General features: G+C 56.3%; 20 protein-coding genes and 1 pseudogene. 5 read left to right on the forward strand and 16 right to left on the reverse strand.

Features of this window, described 5'->3' with window-relative positions; all coding sequences use genetic code 11:
- Positions 1-151: 151 nt before the first annotated feature.
- From flhE to flhB, 3 genes are read right to left on the reverse strand one after another with little or no spacing between them, the layout of a single operon-like run.
- On the reverse strand, positions 152-544 hold the full coding sequence (gene flhE, locus G0034_RS13685) for a flagellar protein FlhE (RefSeq protein WP_045268906.1): 393 nt from the start codon (positions 542-544) through the stop codon (positions 152-154).
- Entirely contained in the window at positions 544-2,622 is a 2,079-nt protein-coding gene (gene flhA, locus G0034_RS13690; protein ID WP_014884334.1) for a flagellar biosynthesis protein FlhA, read from the reverse strand. Before flhA ends, flhE begins: the two co-directional genes overlap by 1 nt.
- Positions 2,615-3,763 carry a flagellar biosynthesis protein FlhB gene (gene flhB, locus G0034_RS13695; RefSeq protein ID WP_179120965.1) on the reverse strand — a complete coding sequence of 383 codons (1,149 nt, stop codon included), beginning with the start codon at positions 3,761-3,763 and terminating at the stop codon, positions 2,615-2,617. The genes flhA and flhB overlap by 8 nt, the downstream gene beginning before the upstream one ends.
- Positions 3,764-4,265: 502 nt before the next feature.
- Between flhB and G0034_RS13700 the strand changes: the two genes are divergently transcribed.
- The 4 genes from G0034_RS13700 to G0034_RS13715 all read left to right on the forward strand — a co-directional run bounded on the left by G0034_RS13700 (position 4,266) and on the right by G0034_RS13715 (position 9,375).
- Positions 4,266-4,841 (forward strand): fimbrial protein, encoded by a 576-nt coding sequence (locus tag G0034_RS13700; RefSeq protein WP_014884336.1) that lies wholly within the window; start codon positions 4,266-4,268, stop codon positions 4,839-4,841.
- Between the two features lie 124 nt (positions 4,842-4,965).
- Positions 4,966-5,658, forward strand: a complete 693-nt coding sequence (locus G0034_RS13705; RefSeq protein ID WP_179120966.1) for a fimbrial biogenesis chaperone — start codon at positions 4,966-4,968, stop codon at positions 5,656-5,658.
- Positions 5,659-5,747: 89 nt separating this feature from the next.
- On the forward strand, positions 5,748-8,222 hold the full coding sequence (locus G0034_RS13710) for a fimbria/pilus outer membrane usher protein (protein WP_179120967.1): 2,475 nt from the start codon (positions 5,748-5,750) through the stop codon (positions 8,220-8,222).
- Positions 8,212-9,375: a fimbrial protein gene (locus G0034_RS13715; protein WP_014884339.1), complete on the forward strand. Its 1,164-nt coding sequence runs from the start codon at positions 8,212-8,214 to the stop codon at positions 9,373-9,375. The genes G0034_RS13710 and G0034_RS13715 overlap by 11 nt, the downstream gene beginning before the upstream one ends.
- A gap of 46 nt (positions 9,376-9,421) precedes the next feature.
- Here G0034_RS13715 and cheZ read toward each other — a convergent pair whose 3' ends face one another.
- The 11 genes and pseudogenes from cheZ to G0034_RS13770 form a co-directional block, all read right to left on the reverse strand.
- Positions 9,422-10,066 (reverse strand): protein phosphatase CheZ, encoded by a 645-nt coding sequence (gene cheZ, locus G0034_RS13720; protein WP_014884340.1) that lies wholly within the window; start codon positions 10,064-10,066, stop codon positions 9,422-9,424.
- A gap of 10 nt (positions 10,067-10,076) precedes the next feature.
- The gene (cheY, locus tag G0034_RS13725; RefSeq protein WP_000763862.1) at positions 10,077-10,466 is read right to left on the reverse strand and encodes a chemotaxis response regulator CheY; all 390 of its coding nucleotides are present in this window, start codon (positions 10,464-10,466) and stop codon (positions 10,077-10,079) included.
- A gap of 17 nt (positions 10,467-10,483) precedes the next feature.
- Positions 10,484-11,533, reverse strand: coding sequence for a protein-glutamate methylesterase/protein-glutamine glutaminase (locus G0034_RS13730; RefSeq protein WP_014884341.1), 1,050 nt, complete (start codon positions 11,531-11,533; stop codon positions 10,484-10,486).
- Positions 11,530-12,396: a protein-glutamate O-methyltransferase CheR gene (cheR, locus tag G0034_RS13735; protein ID WP_014884342.1), complete on the reverse strand. Its 867-nt coding sequence runs from the start codon at positions 12,394-12,396 to the stop codon at positions 11,530-11,532. Before cheR ends, G0034_RS13730 begins: the two co-directional genes overlap by 4 nt.
- 19 nt (positions 12,397-12,415) lie before the next feature.
- A complete protein-coding gene (gene tap, locus G0034_RS13740; RefSeq protein ID WP_023338441.1) occupies positions 12,416-14,017 on the reverse strand; it encodes a methyl-accepting chemotaxis protein IV in 1,602 nt (533 codons plus the stop codon).
- Between the two features lie 44 nt (positions 14,018-14,061).
- Positions 14,062-15,729, reverse strand: coding sequence for a methyl-accepting chemotaxis protein II (tar, locus tag G0034_RS13745; RefSeq protein WP_045281170.1), 1,668 nt, complete (start codon positions 15,727-15,729; stop codon positions 14,062-14,064).
- Positions 15,730-15,812: 83 nt separating this feature from the next.
- Positions 15,813-16,774 (reverse strand): annotated as a pseudogene (locus G0034_RS13750) (Csu type fimbrial protein).
- Entirely contained in the window at positions 16,771-19,155 is a 2,385-nt protein-coding gene (locus tag G0034_RS13755; RefSeq protein WP_108444027.1) for a fimbria/pilus outer membrane usher protein, read from the reverse strand. The pseudogene G0034_RS13750 and the gene G0034_RS13755 overlap by 4 nt, the downstream one beginning before the upstream one ends.
- A complete protein-coding gene (locus G0034_RS13760; RefSeq protein WP_179120968.1) occupies positions 19,131-19,889 on the reverse strand; it encodes a fimbrial biogenesis chaperone in 759 nt (252 codons plus the stop codon). The genes G0034_RS13755 and G0034_RS13760 overlap by 25 nt, the downstream gene beginning before the upstream one ends.
- Positions 19,890-19,905: 16 nt before the next feature.
- On the reverse strand, positions 19,906-20,454 hold the full coding sequence (locus tag G0034_RS13765) for a Csu type fimbrial protein (protein WP_179120969.1): 549 nt from the start codon (positions 20,452-20,454) through the stop codon (positions 19,906-19,908).
- Between the two features lie 12 nt (positions 20,455-20,466).
- Positions 20,467-21,039, reverse strand: coding sequence for a Csu type fimbrial protein (locus G0034_RS13770; protein ID WP_014884349.1), 573 nt, complete (start codon positions 21,037-21,039; stop codon positions 20,467-20,469).
- Between the two features lie 429 nt (positions 21,040-21,468).
- Here G0034_RS13770 and G0034_RS13775 point away from each other — a divergent pair, with 429 nt between their 5' ends.
- Positions 21,469-22,728 (forward strand): dicarboxylate/amino acid:cation symporter, encoded by a 1,260-nt coding sequence (locus tag G0034_RS13775; protein ID WP_014884350.1) that lies wholly within the window; start codon positions 21,469-21,471, stop codon positions 22,726-22,728.
- A 103-nt stretch (positions 22,729-22,831) separates the two neighbouring features.
- Here G0034_RS13775 and cheW read toward each other — a convergent pair whose 3' ends face one another.
- Both cheW and cheA read right to left on the reverse strand, forming a co-directional pair.
- Complete coding sequence (cheW, locus tag G0034_RS13780; RefSeq protein ID WP_014884351.1) at positions 22,832-23,335, reverse strand: chemotaxis protein CheW; 504 nt, start codon at positions 23,333-23,335, stop codon at positions 22,832-22,834.
- Positions 23,336-23,354: 19 nt separating this feature from the next.
- Positions 23,355-25,391 (reverse strand): chemotaxis protein CheA, encoded by a 2,037-nt coding sequence (gene cheA, locus G0034_RS13785; RefSeq protein ID WP_014884352.1) that lies wholly within the window; start codon positions 25,389-25,391, stop codon positions 23,355-23,357.
- Between the last annotated feature and the right edge of the window lie 3 nt (positions 25,392-25,394).

Here is a 25,394-nt window from a genome sequence, read left to right on the forward strand (position 1 = left end):
CATCACGCAGGGGGTGAATGGCAAAAATGCAAAGAGTATCGTCACGCGTGTCACTGATTTATAAAACAGCGTTTCTTTTTCATCAAAAGGTGAGGTCAGTTTTGCGAGCCAGCCATCAGTATTCCCTGATGGCTGGTGAAAAAGCGGGCAGTTAGCGGTAGTTTACAATGACAGAATTGCTCTGCACTTTTAGCGCCGGGATCAAACGTCCCCCGCCCGGCACTTCCCAGATAAAACGCAAAGGTTCAATGGCGGGCACGCCGTTGAACGCCTGCGTCGTGCCATTCTCTCCGTCGATTTCCGTACAGCGACTCTGGGAGCAGAGCCGCACCCGCAGTCCGGCTGGCGTTGGGCCAATCAGTTTGTAATTCCAGACCACCATCCCCATCAGACCGGCAACCGCTTCAGAGGGCGACAGCGGAGTAGAAGACATGGCGACACCCCGGTTGCTCAGGGTCACGCCCATGCTGCTTGCCTGCCAGGCGCCTTCCCCGGCCGCCTGTGCCGCCAGCGGGAAGAACATAATCCAAAGCCATTTAGCCATTATTTTCCTCCAATCGTCGCCGTCATGCGGATATGACGGTTATCCGATAACTCCATATTCGACAGCACCACCAGCTGGTTCAGGCTGCGACGCAGGAAGCGCGACAGCAGCGGACGCAGCGCATGGTTGACCAGCAGCACCGGTGGCGCCCCCAGCATCTCCTGACGTGCCAGCGCCTCCTGGGTCTGCTCCAGCAGGCGATCCGCCAGACCTGGCTCCAGGCCGCCCCCGCCCTGCAGAGCCTGCAGCAGCAGACGTTCAAGCGGCGTGTCGAGGCCAATCACCTGCACTTCTCCGGTTCCCGGGAACCACTGCTGCGTGATTGCGCGCCCCAGCGCCACGCGCACCACCGCCGTCAGCTCGTGCGGATCGCTTTGCAGCGGCGCATGCTCGGCTAGGGTTTCCAGAATGGTTCGCATATCGCGAATCGGCACTTTTTCCTCGAGCAGGTTTTGCAGCACCTTGTGCAGCGTGGTTAACGTCAGCACGCCCGGGACCAGATCTTCCGTGAGCTTCGGCATCTCCTGCGTCACGCGGTCGAGAAGCTGCTGCGCTTCCTGACGACCAAACAGCTCTGCCGAGAATTGCCCAATCAGATGATTAAGATGGGTTGCCACCACGGTACTGGCTTCGACTACCGTATACCCCTGGATTTGCGCCTGCTCTTTCAGCGCACTTTCAATCCAGATGGCCGCCAGACCAAAGGCCGGATCGACGGTTTGCTCGCCCGGCAGCGTGCCTGCCGCGGTGCCAGGGTTAATGGCCAGCCAGCGCCCCGGGTAGGCATCGCCGCTGCCAATTTCAACCCCTTTCATCAGAATACGGTAGCGCGCAGGCGGCAGATCCATATTGTCACGGATGTGAACCACCGGCGGCAGGAAGCCCATATCCTGAGCGAATTTTTTACGGATACTGCGGATACGGCCAAGCAGCTCGCCATCCTGCTGAAAATCCACCATCGGGATCAGGCGATACCCCACTTCCATTCCCAGGGAATCTTCCAGCTGCACGTCGTTCCACGTCGCCTCGACGGCCTGAGTATTCTCCGGCATTTTCACCGGAACCGGATCCGCCGCCGGTTGGGTTTCACGGCCACGCATCCACCAGGCAAGGCCCAGCAGACCCGCAGTGAACAGTAGGAAGACGAGGTTTGGCATGCCCGGTACCAGACCAAGCAAACCCAGAACGGCAGCGGCCAGCAGCATTACGCGCGGGTTACTGAAGAGCTGGCCAACCATCTGCTCGCCAACGTCCTGATCGGTACTCACGCGGGTGACAATCACGCCCGCCGCCGTGGAGATGACCAGCGCCGGGATCTGCGCGACCAGACCATCTCCAATAGTCAGCAGCGTGTAGCTTTCCGCCGCGTGGCCCATGTCCATGCCGTGCTGCAATACCCCCACCAGAAGGCCGCCCACCACGTTAATCACCATGATCAGAATGCCCGCGATGGCATCACCGCGCACAAACTTACTCGCACCGTCCATGGATCCGTAGAAGTCCGCTTCCTGAGTGACTTCCGCACGGCGTTTTTTGGCTTCATCTTCCGCGATTAACCCGGCATTCAGATCGGCGTCGATCGCCATCTGCTTGCCCGGCATCCCGTCCAGCACAAAACGGGCGCCCACTTCCGCAATACGTCCGGCACCTTTGGTGATAACCATAAAGTTGATGATCACGAGGATAACGAACACCACGATACCGATAGCGAAATTACCGCCGACCAGGAAGTGGCCGAAGGCCTCCACCACTTTACCTGCTGCTGCCGCGCCGGTGTGTCCTTCCATCAGAATGATACGCGTGGACGCCACGTTCAGCGCCAGTCGCAGCAGAGTGGTAAACAGCAGAATGGTCGGGAATGCGGCAAACTCCAGGGTCCGCTGAGTGAACATCGCCACCAGCAGCACCATAATGGAGAGCGCAATATTAAACGTGAACAGCAGATCGAGGATGAATGCCGGGAGCGGCAGAACCATCATCGACAAAATTAACAGTATGAGAATCGGCCCGGCGAGGATCTGCCATTGGGTCGATTTCAGGTTGCCGGGCAGGCGCAACATTGCCACCAGATTAGCCATCAGTGTCCTTCTCGTTCATAAAATCCAGCGCGGCAGGCACCGGAAGGTTCTCAGGTTTCACAGGCCGTTGACCCCCGGCCAGACGCCAGCGTTTCAACTGCCATACCCAGGCCAGCACTTCCGCCACCGCGGCGTAGAGTTGTCCCGGGATCTGTTGTCCGATTTCCGCATGGCGATATAAGGCACGCGCCAGCGGTGGAGCTTCCAGGATCGGCACGCGGTTTTCGGTGCCAATTTCCCGGATACGAAGTGCGATCAGCCCCGCCCCTTTCGCCACCACTTTCGGCGCGCTCATCTTGTTTTCGTCGTAGCGCAAGGCAACGGAATAGTGTGTCGGGTTGGTGACGATGACATCTGCCTTCGGCACATCCTCCATCATGCGCCGACGAGCGGCAGCACGCTGCATCTGACGGATACGCCCTTTAACGTGCGGGTCACCTTCCATCTGCTTATATTCGTCACGGATATCCTGACGTGACATCCGCAGTTTCTTGAAATGGCTATAAAGCTGGAAGATAACGTCAAAACCGACCATCGGGATAATGCTGAGCACCACCAGCAGCGCGCAGAGCCCAACCAGATTCAGGGCGTTACTCATGGCAGTAAGGGGCGACTCGCTGATGAGGCGCATCATTTCGGGCCAGTGATACCAGAGGAAGAACCCGGCAGAACTGCCCATCAGCACCGATTTGAGAATAGCCTTGAGCAGCTCGGCCCCGGTCTGCGCCGAAAACATTTTCGCAATGCCCGGCAGTGGGTTCAGCTTCGAAAATTTGGGCTGCAGTGATTTTCCGCTAAACACCAGACCGCCCAGCATGACTGGAGAGACCAGCGCCACCAGCACCACGCCGGTAATTAAGGGCAGCAGCGCAACCATGGCCCCTTTTATTAACTGAATAATCTGGCTGAGGATCAGATTCGGGTCATTGACCATACAGTGGTCAAAACGTAAGCCAGTTGAGAGCATTCCCGCCAGCTTGCGGGCGAGCGACTCCCCACCCCACCAGATAATGCACACCCCTACGACAAGGATCAGCAGGGAGGTCAATTCTCGGGATCGGGGGATCTGCCCTTCCTCACGCGCTTTTTCAAGTCGGTGGGGTGTGGGGGCTTCCGTTTTGTCGTCGTTCTCTTCTGCCACAGTGCATGCTCAGCCCATTACGTCACGGTTATCTTGCCACGGGAGGTTATCGCCAATGGGTAGATAAACCCCTATAATCATGCCCTGTTAACCACTTTAACGATTAAACGCTGTAGCGAGGCTGTTTGCCGTTCAAAAAACGCACAACTCAGGTTTGGCAATCACTTTTTAATACTGATTATTTTTTAAAAGTGTTTTTAATAAAAATAAATATAAAATTTTTAAAAACTGAGTTGGCCTGTTTCATCATCAAAATACGTTTATTTTTTGATCAAAATATACTTATGGATAATATTAAATCGAAAAAATTATAATTGATTTATATCAATGATGGTTTTTCTCCAGTATTAAAATATTTTTCATGACGGTTATAATAATTAATATTAATCTTGACCCGCAATTACTTGAAGGAAATTACCCGCTATACTTCTGCACGGTGTCAATTGAGCCAAAATATTAAATTGAATACCTAACGTGTTTTTAAACTCAGGAGTTTTTGCAGATGGATTTCAAAAATAACTTTATGGCTGGCGCAGTACTTGCGGCCATTTCGATGGGCAGTTTTGCTGCCGAAATGAATGCGGGGACGGTCCACTTTACGGGAGAAATTATTGAACCGAGCTGCACCATTCAGGGTGATAGCGGCACGGACAGTACGGTCCCTCTGGGGACGTACCCTAAATCTCTTTTTAAGGCGGTCGGAACTGAATCTTCCCTGACCCCGTTCTCGATTACGCTCGCAAACTGCCCGGTAAAGAGCGATGGGCTGCCGGCAGTACAGCTCACCTTTAACGGTACGACGACCCTGACCAATACCTCTACGCTGCTGGATGTCAGCAAAATCACCACCACCGGTGAGACCGCCGCTACCGGTATCGGCGTCGCCGTTAGCCCGGCGGGAAAAGACACTCAACTTATCACCATGGATGGGGCAGAAGGACAGGTTTATATTCAACTGGCCACCCGTACTACCGATACCATTAAAGCCGACTTTAACGCCCGCTATAAGTCATTTGCCGCAACGGTGACCGCTGGCCCTGCCGATGCGGATATGACGGTGAATATTTTATACCGTTAATACCTGTTTATCTAATATTCAGCATGCCACTGATTAGATAATGACACGTAATGCGTCATGCTCCGATAATAGTCCGAAAGCGGACTATTATCATTATTTCAACCTGCTCCAATAAGGGTTTCCCGTGCGCACATCCCTGCTGTTTTTATTATGCCTTCCCGTCATAACAAGTTCGTTTTGTCACGCCGCGGGAATACAAATCGGCCGCACCCGCATAATTTACGATGCTGCAAAAAAGGAAGTTGCCCTGCCGCTTACGAACAGTGAAAAAGAATTGCCCTGGCTGATCCAGACCTGGACAGACACTGGCGATGGCAAAACGCGTGGGCCCTTTATTGTCACGCCCCCCCTCTTTCGACTCGATCCTCAAAAAGAGCAAAGCCTGCGAATCACCTGGAACGGCAGCCCGTTACCGAAAGAAAAAGAGTCGCTGTTTTATTTGAATGTCCGCACGGTGCCCGCAACCGCCGCAGAGGATGCCAATAAAAACGTGCTACGACTCATCTACAAAACGCGACTGAAGCTGTTCTGGCGTCCCGTGGGGCTCAACGGGACGCCAGGCGAGTCCTGCAAGAATCTGCGCTTCGTTCGCCAGGGTCAGCAGCTGACGGTGATAAACGACAGTGCGTTTTACACCGTTTTTGACTCTCTCTCGCTAGGCTCGCAGAAGCTCGAAAGCGCCGATATGGTGGGGCCAGCATCACGCGTTGATATCCCTCTTCCAGACGCTGCACCGGCGAATGACGTCAGTTGGCGGTGCATTACCGATTACGGCAATGCCTCCGAAAAATACACGTTCCATCTGACCAGGGGATAAACGACAGAATGATTGCAGGACGTAATTTCTTGCCTGTTGGGGGAACCTTTCGGCTGAATTCGGTTACCCGCTGTCTGGCGAGTACCCTGATGATAATGATTTTTTCCGCAGATGCCCGGGAGTATCTCTTTTCCCCTTCCTCACTCGAAGGGGACATGCTGACGCAGCAGGATATCGACCTCTCGCTTTTTACAAAATCGAATGCCCAGTTGCCCGGCACCTACTCTTCCGTCATCACAATCAACGATCGCAGGCTGAAGGATGCCAACATTCGCTACGTCAGCAGATCTGACGGGCGCCTGATCCCCCAATTGAGCCCCGCGATGCTGCGCGCCTGGGGCATTAATATCGACCGTTATCCTCCGTTGCTGAAGCGTCCGGCGGAGGAAACGCTCCCAGAGTCGCTGGATAACTATATTCCACAGGCGTCTGCAGAGCTTGATTTCTCAACAATGACGCTTAGGTTGAGCATCCCCCAGGCCGCGCTGGCTGATAACGGTCGCGATTTTATCGATCCCTCGCGCTGGGACGATGGTGTTCCCGTCCTGTTCAGCGATTATTCGCTGTCGGGCTCGCAAAGCAAAGAAGATCGCGAGGACAGCACAGACAGCCGCTATCTGAATTTGCGTACCGGGGCGAACCTGGGCGGCTGGCGTCTTCGAAACTACTCAACGTGGAGCAAATCGGACGGCGATTCACAGTGGGATAACATCAACACGTTCCTGCAGCACGACATCGACGCGCTGAGAGCGCAGTTCACCGCGGGCGAGAGCAGCACGCGCGGCGAAGTGTTCGACAGCCTGCAGTATCGGGGCGTCAATCTCGCCACGGACGAAGAAATGTTGCCCTATAGCCAACGCGGCTATGCACCGGTCATTCGCGGCGTCGCCAGCTCGAATGCGGTCGTCTCGGTGCGCCAGAACGGATATCTCATCTACCAGCAGAACGTAGCCCCCGGGGCGTTTGAGATCAACGACCTTTACTCCACCACCAACAGCGGCGACCTGGAAGTGACGGTGAAAGAAGCCGACGGCACCGAACATCACTTTACTCAACCCTACTCAAGCATCGCCATTATGCAGCGCCCGGGACACATGAAGTATGAATTGACGGCGGGCCGTTATCGCGCAGACAGCGGGAGTGACCAAAAGGAGCCCGACTTCCTTCAGGGAAGCGTCATCTACGGTGTCAACAATCTGCTGACCTGGTTTGGCGGGCTAACCCTTTCGCAAGACTATAATGCCCTCAATACGGGCGCTGGCATCGCGCTGGGGCCGCTGGGTTCGCTCTCTACAGACGTCACCGCCGCCGATACCACGCTTGACGACGGCAGCAAGCATGTCGGCCACTCCTGGCGCGTACTCTATTCGGGGAAAATTGACGCCACCGATACCAATTTCACGCTTGGCAGTTATCGCTACTCGAGTCGCGGGTATTACAGCTTTGCTGACGCTAATCAGAAGCAGGACGGACACGATAATGATTTGCTCTTCCGCTATAACAAACGCAACCGCGTTCAGGCCAGTATCAGCCAGAACCTCGCTGGCGTCAGTCTCTATCTTAACGGCTACCAGCAGGACTACTGGGGGACGTCGAAAAAAGAACGCAGCCTGTCGTTAGGTTTTAATACCGTTCTGTCTGGGGTGAGTTATCACCTGGCATATACCTACAGTAAAACGAACGACGAGGAGGCCGACCGGATGGTCTCCTTCGGCTTTAGCGTGCCGCTAACTCGCTGGCTCCCCCGCGCGTGGAGTAGCTATAACATCAGCAACACCAAAAATGGCTACACCCGACACAATATCGGCGTCAACGGAACGCTGCTGGACGACGAACGTTTAAGCTATTCGCTGCAGCAAAGTCATTCTAATCACGATGGGGAGGATACCAGCAGCGTATATGGTACCTATCGTTCTCAATACGCCAACCTGAATGCCGGTTATTACGCCTCTTCCGGCAGCGCGGAGCAAATGAACTACGGGATCAGCGGGGCCATTGTTGCACACCCGCGCGGCGTTACGCTGGCGCAGCCGTTAGGGAGCCAGTTTGCCATTGTCAATGCCAACGGCGCCTCCGGTGTACGCTTCCAGAACCAGCAGGGTATTCAGACAGACTGGCTGGGTAACGCCGTTATCCCGTCCCTGACGCCGTATCAGGAAAATACGATTCGTATCGACACCGCAAGCCTGCCCGAAAACGTGGAGAGCAGCGATACGTCAATCCGGGTGATCCCTTCACGTAATGCCGCCGTTGAAAGCCGGTTCGATGCGCACGTTGGTTATCGGATGCTGATCGCATTAACCCGCCCCGGCAATCAACGCGTCCCCTTTGGCGCAATCGTCACCAGCGCGAACGCGGACCTGAGCGGCATCGTGGACGATACCAGCACGGTATACCTGGCCGGCGTCGGCGAGCCCACACAGCTCACAGTGAAATGGGGAAAAGCGCCAGACCAACAGTGCGTCGCCCATATTTTACAGCAGGCAGAGGGATACACGGAGAGCCCTAACGGTATCCGTTCAACCCGCGCGCTTTGTCAGCAGGAAACAGCTTATGCTCACTAAAATGAAAAGACGAACCCTTACGGTTTCTCTGACCAGCACGCTGATGCTGGTATCGACGGGGTCTTTCGGCGCCGTCACGGTACTCAAAAATTGTTTCGGAGCCCCACAGACGTATTCCATTGATTACCATCATGAATTTACATCGACAGAAAACGTTGCAAACAACGATTATGATATTCCGGGTCACCTGGTCGGCGCAGGTGCCGACCTGGAAGCAAACTGCACGTGCCCGGGAAACATGTTTTCGTCAAGCACCGTCTACGAAAAAACCCTGGCTGGCAGCCCCCTTAACCCCGGCACCAGCGGTACTGGCTATCTTACGGATAAAATTGATGCCCACATTACTGGCTATGCGGATGCGATTAACTCCCCGGACGGCAGCTCGCTCACCCCAATCCCGATCAATGAGTACCCGACCCCGCGGGGAAATATGCTTACCGTGCTCGAATCGAGCCTGTCTAAAACAGAAGAAGAAAGCGACGTATGCAGCAATGACTCCCGGCCTGACGGTGGTGCCGCATCGAAACGCAAGTTTCGCTGGAACGTCGTGGCCGTGCTGCTGCACATAAAAAAACCGATACTGGGTGAAGAGGTGATCCCGGCGACGCTCATCGCCCAAAACTACGCCTGCCTTTATATTGGCACCGGTGGAAGCTGCGACGCCACTCAGGCAGAACACGTCTCTGATATCTGGTTTGGCGGCACCCTTTCTGCACCGCTGAGCTGCACCATCAACGCAGGCAGCACGATTGAAGTCCAGTTTGGCAGCATCGTCAGTAAACAGTTTACCCGCAAAGGGCAGCCGCCTCAGGGCTATGCCCTAAAAAGCGTCGATATTAACTACCACTGTGACGATAACGCCGTTGGTAATAATGACCGGATAAAGCTCACCCTGACGGCCGACCAGGGCATAGTGGATAGCAGTACGCCCTACATTGCTAAGCTGCTTGAAAGGGACGATCTGGGCGTGCGGGTGTACGACGAAAATAGCCAGAACGTGGCGCTGGATGGGACTTATGCATTTCCAGTAAACCTGGACGAGCAGGGAAACGGCAGCGTTAAAATACAGGCGGTTCCCGTCAGTACTACGGATGCCACGCCCGCACCGGGGAGCTTCGAAGGAAACGTCACGGTGAAGATGGATCTGCGCTAGAACAGACCCTCAGGTTACGCAGGCAACCTGAGGGTAACGGCACCAATCAGAAGCCGAGGCTGTCCAGCAGATCGTCAACCTGATCCTGGCTTGCCACCACGCCCGCTTTGCTGGCGTCGAGCTGTGGGCCATTGAGCAGGCTTTCGTTCTCGCGTTTTGGACGGGCTGCCGGTTCCGGGATGTTCTCCAGCAGAACCATCAGCAGCTGGCGTTCAATCTCCTGAATCACATCCATCATGCGCTTGATCACCTGACCCGTCAGGTCCTGGAAATCTTGCGCCATCATGATATCCAGCAGTTGGGCGTTGGTGAAGCTGGTGTGGCCCGGCACATCCCCCAGGAACTGACGGGTATCGGTCACCAGCTCGCGGGCATTCGCCAGCTCAATCGGGTTCTCGAACCACTCGTCCCAGCGTTGGGTCAGCGCTTTCGCGCCTTTTTCCATCGCATCCTGATGGGGCTGCGACGCTTCAACGCTGTTCAGCGCACGTTCTGCCGCCTGGGCGGTCATCTGCACAACGTAGTCCAGACGATCTCGCGCGTCAGGAATCGCTTCCGCCGCTTCCGCAATCGCCTGATCCAGACCCAGCTCACGCAGGCTGTCACGCAGCATGCGCGTCAGGCTGCCAATACGGACGATGATATCGCTCGGCGAGTGTTCTTCAACGGGTTTCATAGCAGGTTGCAACATTTCCATCACCTCACATGCCGAGTTTCTCGAAGATCTTACCGAGCTTCTCTTCCAGGGTTGCCGCGGTGAATGGCTTCACCACATAGCCGCTTGCGCCCGCCTGTGCAGCAGCAATGATGTTCTCTTTTTTCGCTTCTGCGGTGACCATCAGAACCGGCAAGGACGCCATTCCCGCATCGGCACGAATGGTTTTCAGCAGCTCCAGACCGTCCATGTTTGGCATGTTCCAGTCGGAGATAACAAAACCAAACCCACCCGCCTGCAGTTTGTTCAGCGCATCAACGCCGTCTTCTGCTTCTTCAACGTTGTTGAAGCCCAGCTCTTTCAGCAGGTTGCGCACAATGCGACGCATGGTGGAAAAGTCATCCACAACCAAAAACTTAAGCTCTTTATCCGCCATAAAATAATACTCCTGAGTCAAATACGTATTGCCTGTCCGGCACTGATTTTCGCCAGCATCTGCTGGCTTACCTGGCTAAGATCGACCACTTCGCTCACGCCACCCATATTGATGGCCTCGCGCGGCATGCCGAACACCACACAACTTGCTTCATTCTGCGCAATCGTCCAGGCGCCAGCCTGGTGCATTGCAAGCATTCCGGCGGCACCATCGTTGCCCATCCCAGTCAGGATCACCCCAACGGCGTTGCGCCCCGCATGTTTCGCCACCGAATGAAACAGCACATCCACCGACGGACGGTGCCGGTTGACCGGCGGTCCGTCATGAATTTTGATTTGATAGTTTGCACCGCTGCGCGCCAGCTCCATATGCTTATCACCCGGGGCGATATAGGCATGTCCCGGGAGCACGCGCTCGCCGTCTTCCGCCTCTTTCACGCTGATCTGACACAGCTTATTCAGGCGTTCGGCGAACGAGCGGGTAAAGCCTGGCGGCATATGCTGGGTAATCAGAATACCCGGACTTGAAAGCGGCAATGGCTGGAGTACATGACGAATTGCCTCTGTTCCTCCGGTTGACGCCCCAATCACCAGCAGTTTTTCCGAGCTGAGTAACGGGCCGGCCTTCAGGGTTGCCGGGGCGGCCATTGGCTTATGGGCCGCCAGTTTTGCCCGCGATGCGGTACGAATTTTCTCCGCGATCATCTCGCTATACGCCAGCATCCCCTCGCGAATACCGAGCTGCGGTTTGGTGACAAAATCTACCGCCCCCAGCTCCAGCGCGCGCAGGGTGATTTCCGATCCTTTCCCGGTCAGGGAGGAGACCATCACCACCGGCATCGGCCGCAGCCGCATCAATTTCTCCAGGAAATCGATGCCATCCATGCGCGGCATCTCGACATCCAGCGTGAGCACGTCGGGGTTATATTTTTTAATTAAATCCCGCGCGACCAGCGGATCGGGCGCCGTTGCTACCATCTCCATGTCGCTGTGGCTATTGATGATTTCAGTCATGATCTGACGCATCAGCGCTGAATCGTCGACAGACAATACCCTGATTTTACTCATGCTTTTTCCTTACTCAGCGCATATACCGTTTGCCCACGCAGGCTAAACTCTCGCGCGAGGTTGCTGAAGTTTTCCGAGTGCCCGGCAAACAGTAAACCGTCAGGCTTGAGCAACGGAACAAACCGACGCAGAATGTCCTGTTGCGTCGTTTTATCAAAATAAATCATGACGTTACGGCAAAAAATGGCGTCGAATGGCCCCGGCACGTTGTACTGCTTGTCCAGCAGGTTAACGGGCGCGAATTCGACGCAATTCGCCAGCTCCTGGCGTACGCGTACCAGGCCTTCATGCGGGCCTGTCCCACGCATGAAATATCGCTGCAACTGCTGCGGCGACAGCGTTTTCAGTTCGTCCTGCCGATACACGCCGTTGCGCGCCTTCTCCAGCACCTCGGTGTCGATATCGCTGGCGTAAACCTTCCAGCGCCCGGGCGCCATCCCAAGCGTGTCGGCAAGTGTGATTGCCAGCGAGTACGGCTCTTCACCGGTCGAGGCGGCCGCACTCCAGACGCGATACTCCCCGGTACGACGCCGCGCGTGCTCTGCCAATACCGGGAAGTGGTGGGCTTCGCGGAAAAAGGCCGTCAGGTTAGTGGTTAACGAGTTGATAAAAGCCTGCCACTCTGCGCTGTTCTGGTTGGCTTCGAGCATGCTCAGATAGCGACCAAAATCATCCAGCCCCAGCGTACGCAAGCGCCGCACCAGACGGTTGTAGACCATGTCCCGCTTATGATCCGCAAGCACGATCCCTGCACGCTGGTAGATTAACTGACATATCCGACGAAAATGCGCGTCGGACAGCGCGAGGCGCTGTGTCATCTGCAACAATAATGACGTTTGCCCAGGGGGCATTGGTGATGTCATAGCGCCTTCTTAATTACATTCAGGATACAACTGGCACGGCCTGCGACCGCCCGACTTCTGTTACTGCTTCAACGTGCTCTTTCACATTAAATACCGCGACCAGCCCGGTGAGACGATCCGCCTGGCTGGCCAGCTGATCGGTTGCCGCTGCCGCTTCCTCAACTAACGAGGCATTCTGTTGCGTCACCTGATCCATCTGGCTGACGGCCTGAGCAACCTGCTCAATGCCGCGACGCTGTTCGTCCGACGCAGACGCAATCTCGCCCATGATGTCGTTAACCCGCGTGACGGAGGTGACGATTTCATGCATGGTATGCGCCGCCGTATCCACCAGGGCTGAGCCTTGCTGGACGCGTGATACCGACTCTTCAATCAGGACCTTAATCTCTTTCGCCGCGTTGGCACTGCGGCTGGCCAGGTTACGCACTTCCCCCGCCACGACCGCAAACCCACGCCCCTGTTCACCGGCGCGCGCCGCTTCAACCGCGGCATTCAGCGCCAGAATGTTGGTCTGGAACGCGATACCGTCGATCACGCTGATGATGTCACCAATCTTTTGCGAGCTGGTGGCAATCTCCTGCATGGTGCTGGCAACGTGAGAGGCCTGATCGCCCCCTTTTTTCGCCGTCATTGCCGCCTGTTTTGACAGGTCAGACGCCTGACGCGCGTTATCGGCGTTCTGGCTGACCGTCGCGGTCAACTGCTCCATGCTGGCCGCCGTCTGCGCCAGCGAGGCCGCCTGCTGCTCGGTGCGGGAAGAGAGATCGTTGTTGCCTGCCGCAATCTCTGAGATCCCGGTGTGCATGGCATAACTGCCCTGACGCACATCGGAGACGGTTTCCCGCAGTGCACCCTGCATCGCCTTCAGGCTGGCAAAGATCGCCGAAATTTCGTTCTTACCGAACACCGCCACCGGACGCGCCAGATCGCCCTTCGCAATACTGTCGAAGTGGCTGCTGATAATCGCCAGCGGCTGCACAATCATTTTGCGTGACCAGAGCAGTGCCCCACCGGTCAGTAGCCCCGCCAGAATCACGACGACGCCAAAGATCACACCCGACATGTGATAGCTGATACGGCTGTCTTCCTCTGCACGTTGAACAGACTGGTTAATATCCTGCTGCCACGCGTTAAAGCTGCCGTCGAACGCATCCTGTGAGGCCTGCACCGGCGCGGTCATAAAGTCCGAGAGCTGGTTGTTCTCAAGCCAGGTCGCCTGGTGATCCAGATCGCTGTACCACTGTTCAAAGTTCTTCTTCATGGCGGCTTTCAGCGCTTGCTCTTTCTCGCTGCCCGCCGCCTGCGCCGTGAAAGCGTTAAACTGTGCGCCAGCCTGTTTCAGGCTGCTTCGCGCGGTGGCCATCAGCGCTTTAATGTCATCCGGCGGATAGCTCAGCGCGGTTAAGGTGCCCGCCTTGTTCAGCGCAGTGCTTGCCTGCAACAGCACGGCACGCGTTTGTGCCAGTGCGGAGCGCTGCTGATTACTCGCCTCAACATCCTGCAAATTCTGATAGCCATCGCGAAACGCCCAAAAAGACAACCCGTTACTGCCAACCTGCAACACACCGCAAAGGATCAGAATCAAAAACAGTGTGGTCGAGATACGAATACGATTTAACATCCACGCTCCCATCAAGCGGCAAGCAGCCGCGGTTTAATTGTCAGTCAAAATGTTTCCCAGTTTTCATCTTGTCCGGCCGGTGCAGCACGCAGGCGAGTTGCCGTCGATTCGGCGGCAGGCGCTTTATACGTGGCTTGCGCAGTGACCGTATTTCCAGCGAGTGAAGCGAGACGAAACGCCGAGACGGCCATCTTCAGACGGCTCGCCTGGTCTTCAAGGGCAGCGGCCGCGGCCGCGGACTCCTGCACCAGCGCGGCGTTTTGTTGTGTCACGCGATCCATTTCCGATACCGCCAGGGCAACCTGGTCGATACCACGACTCTGCTCATCAGATGCAGAGGCGATTTCACCCATGATGTCCGTTACGCGGGTAACAGCATTCACGATGTCATTCATGGTCTCCCCGGCGCTTTCCACCAGTACCGAGCCGGTATCCACGCGGGAGACGGAGTCTTCAATCAGGGCCTTAATCTCTTTCGCCGCGTTGGCGCTGCGGCTGGCCAGGTTGCGCACTTCCCCGGCAACCACCGCAAACCCGCGACCCTGCTCACCCGCCCTCGCCGCTTCCACGGCGGCGTTCAGCGCCAGAATATTGGTCTGGAAGGCGATGCCGTCGATGACGCTGATGATGTCGGCGATTTTCTTCGAGCTGTCGGCAATTTCGTGCATGGTTTTCACCACGCCATCCACCACGCGGCCGCCGCGCTGCGCCGTCTCGGAGGCGCTTTCAGCCAGCTGAGAGGCCTGACGGGCGTTATCGGCGTTCTGCTTCACGGTTGCGGTGAGCTGCTCCATGCTGGCAGCGGTCTCTTCCAGCGCGGACGCCTGCTGCTCGGTACGGGATGAGAGATCGTTATTCCCCATCGCAATTTCGCTGGTGCCGGTATAGATGGCATCCGTGCCGCTACGCACGTTGGCGACGGTATCGATGAGCGAACGCTGCATATGGTCAACGCTGTTAGCCAGTTCGGTAATCTCATTGCGCCCGGAAACGGCCAGCGTTTTGGTTAGATCGCCACTGGCAATTTCACGAATGTGGGCAATGACGCGACCGAGAGGATTCAGCAGGATGTGGCGAATGCCGTACCACACCGCGACCAGGACAATAACCAGCGCCAGCGCCATCGCCGCCATCTGCCATTTCGCAAAGCGGTAGTCATTCTGGCTTTCCGTAAAGGCCGAGTGATACAGATCGCCACTGGCCTTCGCATATTCCCCGAGCGCGGCGCCGAGTGCGTTTTGCATCCCCTGCGTGGGCTGTGCGAAATAGGCGTCCATGTTGCCGCTCTCCAGGAACTGGATCAGCTCCGTCAGGCCAGCAAAGTAGGCAGTGTATTTTTCATCAATATTCTGGCTAACCTGCGCCATAGCAGGCTGCGGCGCGATCTGTTTGAAGGCGGCGTAGTGTTTTGCGGCGTCAGCCAGCGTGGCGCGGGCATTTTTCAACAGATCGGTCTTCGCGCTGCTCTGCTGATTGTTAGGGTCCATCATCATGCGCGCGGACGAGCGGCTCAGGTTGATACGCGTTTGCAGCATCAGATCCCACGTCGAGGTGAGTTCACTCTGCTGCAGGCGAAGATCGTTCGAGGCGGCGAAACTGTCCTGGTTCTGTTTTAATGACGAGAAAAAAAGCCCGCCGGAGATAAGCTGAAGTAGTGCGAAAATGACCAGCACCATCATAAGCATTGTGACAACGCGGATACGGTTCAACATACAACACCTTCTCATAGATTTATTAACGGTGTTATCGGCACAGGCCACAGGAACTTTACATTTGCGAAAGGGAAAAGCGTGGACTAAAACGCGACGTCAACAATCAGCGTATCGGTGTAGGTACCTGCGGGGGTGTGGCCTGACTGGTCAGGACCTTCGCGGTGTAGTTGTAGGTGCGCAGTAAACCGTCGGTGCTGACCTGGGACGCGGTCGCGCTGGTCCAGCGTTCGGCGCCGCTGCCGCCCCAGCGGTTGGTGGTGGCTTCTTTATAGATGTCGTAGCTCATATAGTTACTGCCGCTCACCATCCGCCGCACGTTGTTCAGGGCGTTGGCACCATTATTAATGCCAATGGTGTAGGTGCTGCCTTTAGTACAGGTCACGGCAATGGCCTGCGAAACGGTAGGGAAACTTTGTACCAGCGGCGCGCTGTTGAAGTTTACGTCCGGCGTGGTCATGGCACTGCAGTCGTTGGTGACGGTCATGTTCAGCAGAATAGTGGTTGTTGCTGTTCCCGACTGGGGAGATGTACAAAGGCTTCCAAGACCGACGGCGCAGACGTTGTAATTGATGCTGAAGGTCAACAGCACCTGGTAAGGCCCCGCCGTCACGTTTTGTCCGGCGACGGTGCGAAAATAGAGCGGTATGTTGTACCGCTTTGAGCCAAGCAACCCCAGCAGGGTGCTACTGCCCCAGGTATACGATTTACTTATCTGCACTTCACTACTGCTCGCACAACCCGATAATCCACACAGCCGGGTGGGGATCACATCCGCGATAGTTGTGTCGTCGGTGCGTTTCAGGGTGGCGCGGCTGTTGCCCGAAACCGACGCCGCGGTGTAATTCAACGTCACCGAGTCGTTGGTCAGAACATTCAGTACCGCATCGCACGCCACCACCAGCGTGCCGGTGGTTTCCACCTCCCCGGTGCCGCTAAGCGCAAACGACGTGACGCTGCCAAACGAGGCATTGACCGTACTGACGGTACACGCCGCCCAGCCCTCGCCGGAGAACAGCAGCAGCATCAACAGCAGCCAGCGTTTCACGGGCCCTCCCGACAGACCAGCGGACCGTAGGTTTGCAGCTTATGCTGCGGATTAGGCCCCACGTTCAGGGTCGCCGTGCAGCGCTTCCCGGCAGGCGTGATCACCTCAAGCGGATTGACGTCGCTGAGATTCTCCAGCCAGGCGATCCCGTCATAGCCCACCACCGCATTACTGCGCGAGGCTCGCCGCACCTGGCTTCCAACCGGAATCGCTTGCCCGCGCGCATCATGCAGAATAACGCTTGCCACTCTCTCCTGCTCCATCGGGAAATCCACCAGATAACCGCTGTGACGACGGATGGCAATCCGCCGCTCTGTCTCTTTCAGCCGGGTATCCGCAGGCAGATTCAGCGTATCAATCCGGTAGCTTGCCGGGTAATACGCCGACACCCCGCTGACCAGCAGGTAACCGTTGTCATTCGTTTTACCCACGGGCTGGTTCTCATAGCTGACGGGCACGTCCGGATGACCGTCGGTGCTGATCACCACAAACGCATCGTTGATTTTGTTCGCCGCAAACAGCTCTCCGTCCATCAGGACAATCGCGCCCATTGCCTCGCCCCACCAGGTCATGGTGTCTCTTTCGCCGTAGCCGCCGCCCTGCAGTTCGATGTTGTTATTGCGCCAGCCCAGCGTACCTTGCTGATAATCACTGGATTTTGACTGGTTTGCCCAGGCCATGTTCCAGCTAAAACCGCCGTCAGAAGGCATGGAGTGGTTATAGTTAATCCGCTGCGTGCTGCCCGCATCTGGGGTGTTCTCAACGGTGACGGCAGCGCTGTCGCGTGCGCCCAGCGGCACCTGCAGCGAGAGCGCAACCGTCCAGTCCCCCCGCTGCTGGTCCCGGCTGCCGGCCAGGTAAATACTGCTTGCGCCCCACAGATTTCGGCTCCATGAGAGATTCAGCAGCTCCGTTTTTTGGCCGTCAAAGCTCTCTACGCCGATCCAGGCCGCGCCAATATTGCCGTACTGCCCCATGTTAAACGTCAGGGAATACTGGTCCGTATTGCGGCTAAAGCTGGCGATGGGTTTGTCGTTTTCGTCATACACCGTCGGCTGGTCATAAAGGGCAAGATTGCCAAAACCGCGATCGCGACGCGTGTGCTGGGTGGCCACGCTGAACTCGCTGGTATTGTACTGGTAACCCCAGTTGATTTGCCCGCCGTTGTCTCCGCGCATGCGGCTTTGTGAGTAAGAGGTGTTCACTACGCCAAACTGGCCGAGTTTGATCACCGTCCCTGCCCCGCCCAGCGCCAGCTCCTGCGCCCCTTCCGCATGGCCCTCCAGCGTCAGCCAGTCGGTCACCCCGTAGCGATACGAGCCGCTACCGGCAGCAGGACCGTAGTCAAAGTTCCTGATGCCATAGTTACGGCGCAGGCTGCCGAGCGTCACGGCGCCGTCACTCAGCCCTTGTTTGAGCAAATCGCTGGTGACATAAAACGGTAGCGTGGTACTCACCTGACGGCCCAGCGCATCGGTGGTGACCAGCACCGCATCCCCGGCACCGTTGATATAGGGCAGATTGGTCAGGGTGAAGGGGCCAGGCTGAAGCTGGGTTGAGCCAGAGCGATAGCCGTTGATAAACAGATCCACCGAGGTAGGCACCGCGGCTTCACCCGAAAACTCCGGCAGCGGCCATGTCACCAGGTCCGGGCGCAGGGAGAAATCACGTCCGTAGCTAATACCGCCCATCCGCACGCTGGAGGTCCAGCTCAGGGCATCGCTGATCACGTCCCCCGCGCTCAAGGTGGTCGCGTCATCCTCACGGGTTATCAGCAGCGTCGTGTCATAGCGAACATACCCTTCCTGTTGACCGTCGTTTCCGGTGAAATTTTTCCGGGCGTAGCCGGTGGAGGAGAACGAGCCGTTCTCGTTGAAGTAGCGGAATTCATGCCAGAGCGACGCCTGACCGCCGATATGTTCCGTGTGGTTGGTATACAGATCGTAATTCAGCAGCGCCCCGCGCCCATAGTGCGGTTTGGTCTGCGCCGTTTGGGCACTGAAAGGCGTCACCCGGGCACTGATCCAGTCGCGGGGAACGGTCAGCAACAGGCGCTGTGCGGCACTGTCATACGCCACACGAACCTGACTCAGTGAGGCGAGATTCACCTCGCCGGCGGGCACATGCTCCGGGGGGAGCCCCGCGCGCAGCAAATCGGCGCTGGAGATAAAGAAAGCGCCGTTACGTTGCGTCACGGGTACCACCAGACCGGTGTCGTAGTGGTTGAGCACGAGGGCAAGCTGGAAAACCGCCTCATCATTTACCGCCTGCGCCTGAGGAGGCGGCGGTAAACTGTCGTCACCGGGATCGGCCCAGGTTGTGGTGCTGACGCAAAGCAGTAGCATCATTGCCGGCTTCAGTTGACGGGCGTCGACTGCCATTGTTCATCCCTGGCATTAATCTGCGCGCTCATCCGGTCCGGCTGACGAACGCCAGCGGGTATTGGCCAGCTGCGGGTGCTGCCCGGGAGGACGTAACCCAGTAATCCCTCCGCTACGGTGCGTTTCTGTCCGCCCTGCTCCAGTGACACCTGGCTTAATCTGACGTGCACATCCCCCTGATTACGTACCTGTAATGCAGGCTGTCCTCCCTCGTGGGTCACGCGCCAGCTCAGGTTTCGGGTCTCGGCCAGGGCATGATGCGCCCCCTCTTTAAGGGTCGGGATACCCTGTCCGTAGACAAACAGCGGAATGGAATAGCGCATCTGTAATTTAAGGCCGATGGAGGGTTCGGCTTTCGCGTCGGGCTGGGGAATTTCATCAACAATAATGCGGTAGGCTTGTTCGACCCCGACAGGGACTGCGCTCTGTTTGATAAGGCGAATCAGCTGTTTATTGCCTTTCTGAATGGTGACAATGGGCGGGCTGGCGACCACGTCCTGCTGCGCGCTGTAGCGTTCGTATCCCCCTTCCTGCTTCCAGCGCACAATACGCACCTGCATCGTCGTTGCGCTGTTTCCCTGGTTCTGGATCCACAGCTCCGTGGCGTTGGCATCTGCGGCAAGCCAGGGATCAATGGGCCAGAGCAGAATGGTGGCCGCCGCCTGCGCCTCGCCTGTGCCCGCGACGCCTGATAAAACACCCGCCAGACACAACTGCCGGAACAATGGCTTCATCGACTCTCTCCCTTTATTACCATGACAAGGTCACGGTGAGCTGATCGGTATAGGTTCCTGCCGGGCTAAAGCCGGTCAGTAGCGCAACGCCAAACAGCGGCAGCGCGATGTTATTACTGTTGGTATAGGTCACCGGTATTGCCTGGTTAACGCCAATTTCGCTGTTGGCGGCCAGCGAGCTGCTGCTGTAGAGCCGGTACGGCACCAGTTCTGTTCCTCCGGACCGCTTCATCCGACGGACGGATGAATAATTTTGACCGCCATTAATGCTCATGCTCAGCGCCACGCCAGGCGTACAGGCGATAGACAACGCCCCGTTTGGCACAAAGCTGGTACTGACTGGCGCGCTTTCCACCCCGTTATGGGTGCCAAAATCCAGCGTACCGAGAAGCCCCCCGCCACCGGTGGCCACCGCGCAACCCGGTACAATGGTCGCGCTGACCTTAAAGGACTGCGATGTCACCGCCCCCGCAGCAGGTATCAGCAACAGCCCGACGATCAGCGCGAAAAAAGGCTGCACGCTTCCCTCTGCGCGTTTGCGCAGACCTGTAAAAGGGGCCTTCATGGCAGTGCAGATCTAATAGGTCACGCTGACGTTAATCGTGTCGGTATAGGTGCCGGGTACCACCGTTACGCTGTTCCCGCCTCCGGTAATGCGGCCGTACAGGGTATAACTGTCGACCCCACCTGCCGTAGACGCGATCGGCAACGCGGTGTTATTGGCAATCACAGAGTTGAACCCGCTGTCGCTGTACAGGCTATAAGCCACACCCTGTGCCGCGTTGGCCGTATTGACCAGGTAGCGCTCAGGCGTCCCTGGCGACCCCACCACGGAGCCAGGGGCGGTGGAATGGGTATTGCCGGTTATCGCGACCGTATAGCTGGCGGTCGTACACTGGACGGTAAAGGTGTTTCCGCCGCTGGCGCCGCTCAACTGCGTCGTAAGGGTGGAAAACGTTGCGGGATGGGTACCAAAATCGAGCGTCCCGAAGTTAATACCACTTTGCGTGGGCGATCCGTTTATCAGGCAGCCGTTTGTCAGCGTCAGCGTCGCCCCGATGGTGCCGCTGCTGGTAACGGCCAGTGCCTGATGAACTACGGTCGTAGTCAGTAATGTGCCTGCACAGATCAAAAGGAGTTTTCTTTTCATTTACCACCCTCCAGAAGACGTCTCCGTTCCCTTGCAACATTTTATTTTTAACGTTCAAGATGTTAGCCCCGCTTAACGTTCCTCTGAGGGGGTTATTGAGAATTTAGTTTACGGATATCGCTTCGACCACCCGACGCAGGGTAGTCACAACTTATGTCTTATTGACAGCATTTATATTTTAAAAACAGAAGGTTAGACCGAAATAAAAGAATATTCGTGCGCGCAGGCTGAGGATATATCCGCAAAAGTGTGATAAGCATCACAATATATCGTCTGCTCATTAACAACAAAATTAATAAAACTTAAAAACTTGTTGTATCCCCCTACACTTTGCGTCAATTTATGTGCCGAATAATTTCCCGCGCAGTAATAAAAAATCTATATGTATCGGCGCGGGCAACATCTAAAGCGCATAGAGGGTCTTTTTTCGTGGCAAGTGCAAACAAACTCACACTCTTCATCGTGATATTCATGCTGGCGGGTATTCTTTCAGGGGCAGCAATTCATGAATACGCATCTGCGGATGCCATTAAAGCCTGGTCGGATAATATTACCCTGCTGACCGACATTTTCCTTCGTCTGATCAAAATGGTTATTGCGCCCTTGGTCTTCAGTACGCTGACCGTCGGCATTATGAAACTGGGCGAAACCTCCACCATTGGCCGCGTTGGCGGTAAAGCGATGGTGTGGTTTATCAGCTCATCGGTGCTCTCCATTCTGGTCGGACTGTTTATCGTCACGCTGGAGCATCCGGGAAGTGGTCTGAACCTGACGATCCCAACCGAAGCGGTAGATACCGGTCTTGCCGTTGGAGGCATGACGCTGAAAGCGTTTCTGTCTCACACTATTCCAACCAGTATCGCAGGCGCGATGTCGAACAATGAGATCCTGCAGATTGTGGTGTTCTCAATGTTCTTCGGTATCGGCGGTGCGTCGCTGGGGCAGAAATTCAACGCGCCGCTGGTTGCCGCGCTGGATGTGGTTTCCCATATCATGCTGAAGGTAACCGGTTACGTGATGTACGTTGCGCCGCTGGCCATCTTTGCGGCGATCTCCTCCGTCATTGCCACTCAGGGCTTAGGCATTCTGTTGAACTATGCCTCCTTTATTGGCGGTTACTATGTTGCCATCCTTCTCACCTGCCTGGTATTGCTCGCCGTGGGCTATATGGTTTTGAAAAAAGAGGTGTTTCGCCTGGTCAGCATGTTGAAAGACCCGGTACTGGTGGCGTTCACCACCAGCAGTTCTGAAGCCGCCTACCCTAAAACGCTGGAGCAACTGGAGCGTTTTGGCTGCTCACGCAATATCGCCTCTTTTGTTCTGCCAATTGGCTACTCCTTCAACCTGGTGGGGTCGATGGTATACTGCTCGTTCGCGTCGATGTTTATCGCCCAGGCGTATAACATTCACCTGAGTTTCTCAGAGGTAACGGTACTGATGTTAACCCTGATGCTGGCGTCAAAGGGGATTGCGGGCGTACCGCGTTCGTCCCTGGTGGTGCTGGCTGCGACCATTCCAAGTTTTAATATCCCGGTAGCGGGCATTCTGCTGCTGATGGGGATCGACCACTTCCTGGATATGGGGCGTTCAGCCATTAACGTGCTGGGGAACGGGATTGCGACCGCGATGCTGTCGCAGAATGAAGGGGCGCGGGAAGCAGAAGCTGAGCTGGTAAAGCAGGAAGCGTAAGGATATGAAAGGGGTGAGGCCTGATGCCCTCACCCCGACCCTCTCCCACAGGGAGAGGGAGCAAACATAAAAAACGGCAACCGGGTTGCCGTTTTGCTTTTACCTACGCTACGTGATTCGCCGCGATATCCAGCAGCGCCATCTCTTCGCTGTTCAGCAGCTTCTCAATGTTCACCAGAATCAGCATACGCTCGCCGAGCGCACCCAGACCGGTCAGGTATTCGGTCGACAGGGTGACCGCAAACTCCGGCGCAGGGCGAATCTGGTCAGAGGTCAGAGAGAGCACGTCAGATACGCCATCCACCACGATACCCACCACGCGCTGCCCCAGGTTCAGGACGATCACCACGGTGTTGTCATTGTAGTCAACGTCGCCCTGGCTGAACTTCACGCGCAGATCGACGATGGGCACAATGACGCCGCGCAGGTTGGTGACACCTTTAATAAAAGCAGGTGTGTTAGCGATGCGGGTAACCTGATCGTAACCACGAATTTCCTGCACTTTGAGGATATCGATGCCGTACTCCTCATCGCCTAAAGTGAATACCAGGAATTCCTGCCCTGATGGCTCGCCCGCCAGTTTCGTTACATTACTCATACCGGTCATGTTTTTACCTTCTACTTAATCAGGCGGCTGTGTACGCCACACGTTGTTCACGATTTAATCCCTGAAGCGCCGACACATCGACGATCAGCGCCACGCTACCATCACCCAGAATGGTCGCGGCAGAAATACCAGGCACTTTGCGGTAGTTGCTTTCGAGGTTCTTCACCACCACCTGATGCTGACCAATCAGCTGATCAACCAGCAGCGCATAGCGACGGCCCGCACTTTGCAGGATCACAACGATGCCCTGCGTGGCCTCTGTCTTCGCGCCGTCCACTTCGAACACTTTCCACAGTTCCACCAGCGGCAGATATTCCCCGCGCACTTCGAGCACGCGCTCACCGCCCGCCAGCGGATGCAGATCTTCTTCACGTGGCTGCAGGGATTCCATCACCGCGTTCAGCGGAAGAATGAACACTTCGTCTGCCACTTTCACGGACATCCCGTCGAGGATCGCCAGCGTCAGCGGAAGCAGGATGCGAATGGTGGTGCCGGAACCCTGCTTAGACTGGATCTCAACGTGGCCGCCCATCTCCTGGATGTTACGTTTCACCACGTCCATGCCGACGCCGCGCCCGGAAACGTCAGTCACCTGCTCTGCGGTAGAGAAGCCGGGCGCGAAGATCAGCATCCCCACTTCTTCATCGGTCATGTTTTCGTTGACCGCCATGCCCTGCGAAATCGCCTTCGCCAGAATACGCTCGCGGTTAAGACCCGCGCCGTCATCGGTCACTTCGATGCAAATATTCCCGCCCTGATGTTCCGCAGAGAGAATCAAATTGCCCACCGGCGATTTTCCGGCAGCAATGCGGTTTTCCGGCAGTTCAATACCGTGGTCGAGGCTGTTACGCACGAGGTGCGTTAACGGGTCGATAATGCGCTCGATCAGGCTCTTATCCAGCTCGGTGGAGCTACCCATCAGCGTCAGTTCAATCTGTTTATTCAGTTTACTCGCGAGATCGCGTACCAGGCGCGGGAAGCGGCTGAAGACATATTCCATCGGCATCATACGGATGGACATGACCGATTCCTGCAGATCGCGGGCGTTACGTTGTAACTGACCCATGCTGGTGATCAGATCGCCATGGGTAACCGGGTCCAGTTCATTAGAACGTTGTGCCAGCATCGACTGGGTGATCACCAGTTCGCCCACCAGGTTGATCAGCTGGTCAACCTTCTCAACGGCAACGCGAATACTGGTGGATTCGCTGGAGCGCGCGGCCGGTTTTTCACCACGTGCAGGTGCAGCAGCGTCTTTTGGCACCGCTTTCAGCGCCGGGGCCGCAGGCGCGACAGCCGGGGTCGGAGCCTGAGCGATGACGGCCACCTCTTCCTGCGCTACTGGAGCTTCCGCTTCGGCGGTTTCGGTTTCGAAGGCAATCTGGTCGGCTTCAATCACAAAGCACAGCACCGCCACGATATCGTCCTGACCAATCCCGTCATCAAGCGTAGCGGCGAGGCTGTCTTTGCCTTTCACGACATTGCTTAACGTCGCCAGGTTACCCAGCTCTTCTTCCAGCAGGTTAACCTCATTCTCTTTCAGGCGTGAAAGCACAACACGCAATTTGCCCGCTTGCGCAGCGGCTGGCGCGGTTTCACCGGCACCAACCGCATCGACAACGCTCAGTTTTGCAGCAGGGACAACGGCTGCTGCGACCTCACCTTTTGCTTCCAGAGCGAGCTGGCGAAGCGCATTGCAGATATATTCAAAGCTGGCGGCATCAGGCTCTGCCGAACTTTTATAGGCGTCGAGCTGTTCCTGCATAATATCTTTGGTTTCCAAAAACAGGTTGATAATGTCGGTATTGAGCTGCATCTCACCGCGTCGTGCTTCATCCAGCAGGTTTTCCATTAAATGGGTTGTTTCCTGCAGGATGGTAAATCCAAACGTTCCGGCTCCGCCCTTAATGGAATGCGCCGCACGGAAGATGGCATTGAGCTGCTCGGAGTCCGGTGCTTCGGGCACCAGGTCGAGCAAATGTTGCTCCATATCGGCCAACAATTCGTCGGCTTCATCAAAGAATGTCTGGTAAAAATCGCTAATATCCATGCTCACGCT

The organism is Enterobacter sp. T2, from assembly GCF_010692925.1.
In the GTDB taxonomy this organism is placed as follows: Bacteria; Pseudomonadota; Gammaproteobacteria; order Enterobacterales; family Enterobacteriaceae; genus Enterobacter; species Enterobacter kobei.

Excerpts from the sequence above, each read along its gene's own strand:
- flhE (WP_045268906.1), bottom strand. The coding sequence starts at position 544 with ATGGCTAAATGGCTTTGGATTATGTTCTTCCCGCTGGCGGCACAGGCG.
- flhA (WP_014884334.1), bottom strand. The coding sequence starts at position 2,622 with ATGGCTAATCTGGTGGCAATGTTGCGCCTGCCCGGCAACCTGAAATCG.
- G0034_RS13700 (WP_014884336.1), top strand. The coding sequence starts at position 4,266 with ATGGATTTCAAAAATAACTTTATGGCTGGCGCAGTACTTGCGGCCATT.
- G0034_RS13710 (WP_179120967.1), top strand. The coding sequence starts at position 5,748 with ATGATAATGATTTTTTCCGCAGATGCCCGGGAGTATCTCTTTTCCCCT.
- G0034_RS13715 (WP_014884339.1), top strand. The coding sequence starts at position 8,212 with ATGCTCACTAAAATGAAAAGACGAACCCTTACGGTTTCTCTGACCAGC.
- cheZ (WP_014884340.1), bottom strand. The coding sequence starts at position 10,066 with ATGTTGCAACCTGCTATGAAACCCGTTGAAGAACACTCGCCGAGCGAT.
- cheY (WP_000763862.1), bottom strand. The coding sequence starts at position 10,466 with ATGGCGGATAAAGAGCTTAAGTTTTTGGTTGTGGATGACTTTTCCACC.
- G0034_RS13730 (WP_014884341.1), bottom strand. The coding sequence starts at position 11,533 with ATGAGTAAAATCAGGGTATTGTCTGTCGACGATTCAGCGCTGATGCGT.
- cheR (WP_014884342.1), bottom strand. The coding sequence starts at position 12,396 with ATGACATCACCAATGCCCCCTGGGCAAACGTCATTATTGTTGCAGATG.
- tap (WP_023338441.1), bottom strand. The coding sequence starts at position 14,017 with ATGTTAAATCGTATTCGTATCTCGACCACACTGTTTTTGATTCTGATC.
- tar (WP_045281170.1), bottom strand. The coding sequence starts at position 15,729 with ATGTTGAACCGTATCCGCGTTGTCACAATGCTTATGATGGTGCTGGTC.
- G0034_RS13755 (WP_108444027.1), bottom strand. The coding sequence starts at position 19,155 with ATGGCAGTCGACGCCCGTCAACTGAAGCCGGCAATGATGCTACTGCTT.
- G0034_RS13760 (WP_179120968.1), bottom strand. The coding sequence starts at position 19,889 with ATGAAGCCATTGTTCCGGCAGTTGTGTCTGGCGGGTGTTTTATCAGGC.
- G0034_RS13765 (WP_179120969.1), bottom strand. The coding sequence starts at position 20,454 with ATGAAGGCCCCTTTTACAGGTCTGCGCAAACGCGCAGAGGGAAGCGTG.
- G0034_RS13770 (WP_014884349.1), bottom strand. The coding sequence starts at position 21,039 with ATGAAAAGAAAACTCCTTTTGATCTGTGCAGGCACATTACTGACTACG.
- cheW (WP_014884351.1), bottom strand. The coding sequence starts at position 23,335 with ATGACCGGTATGAGTAATGTAACGAAACTGGCGGGCGAGCCATCAGGG.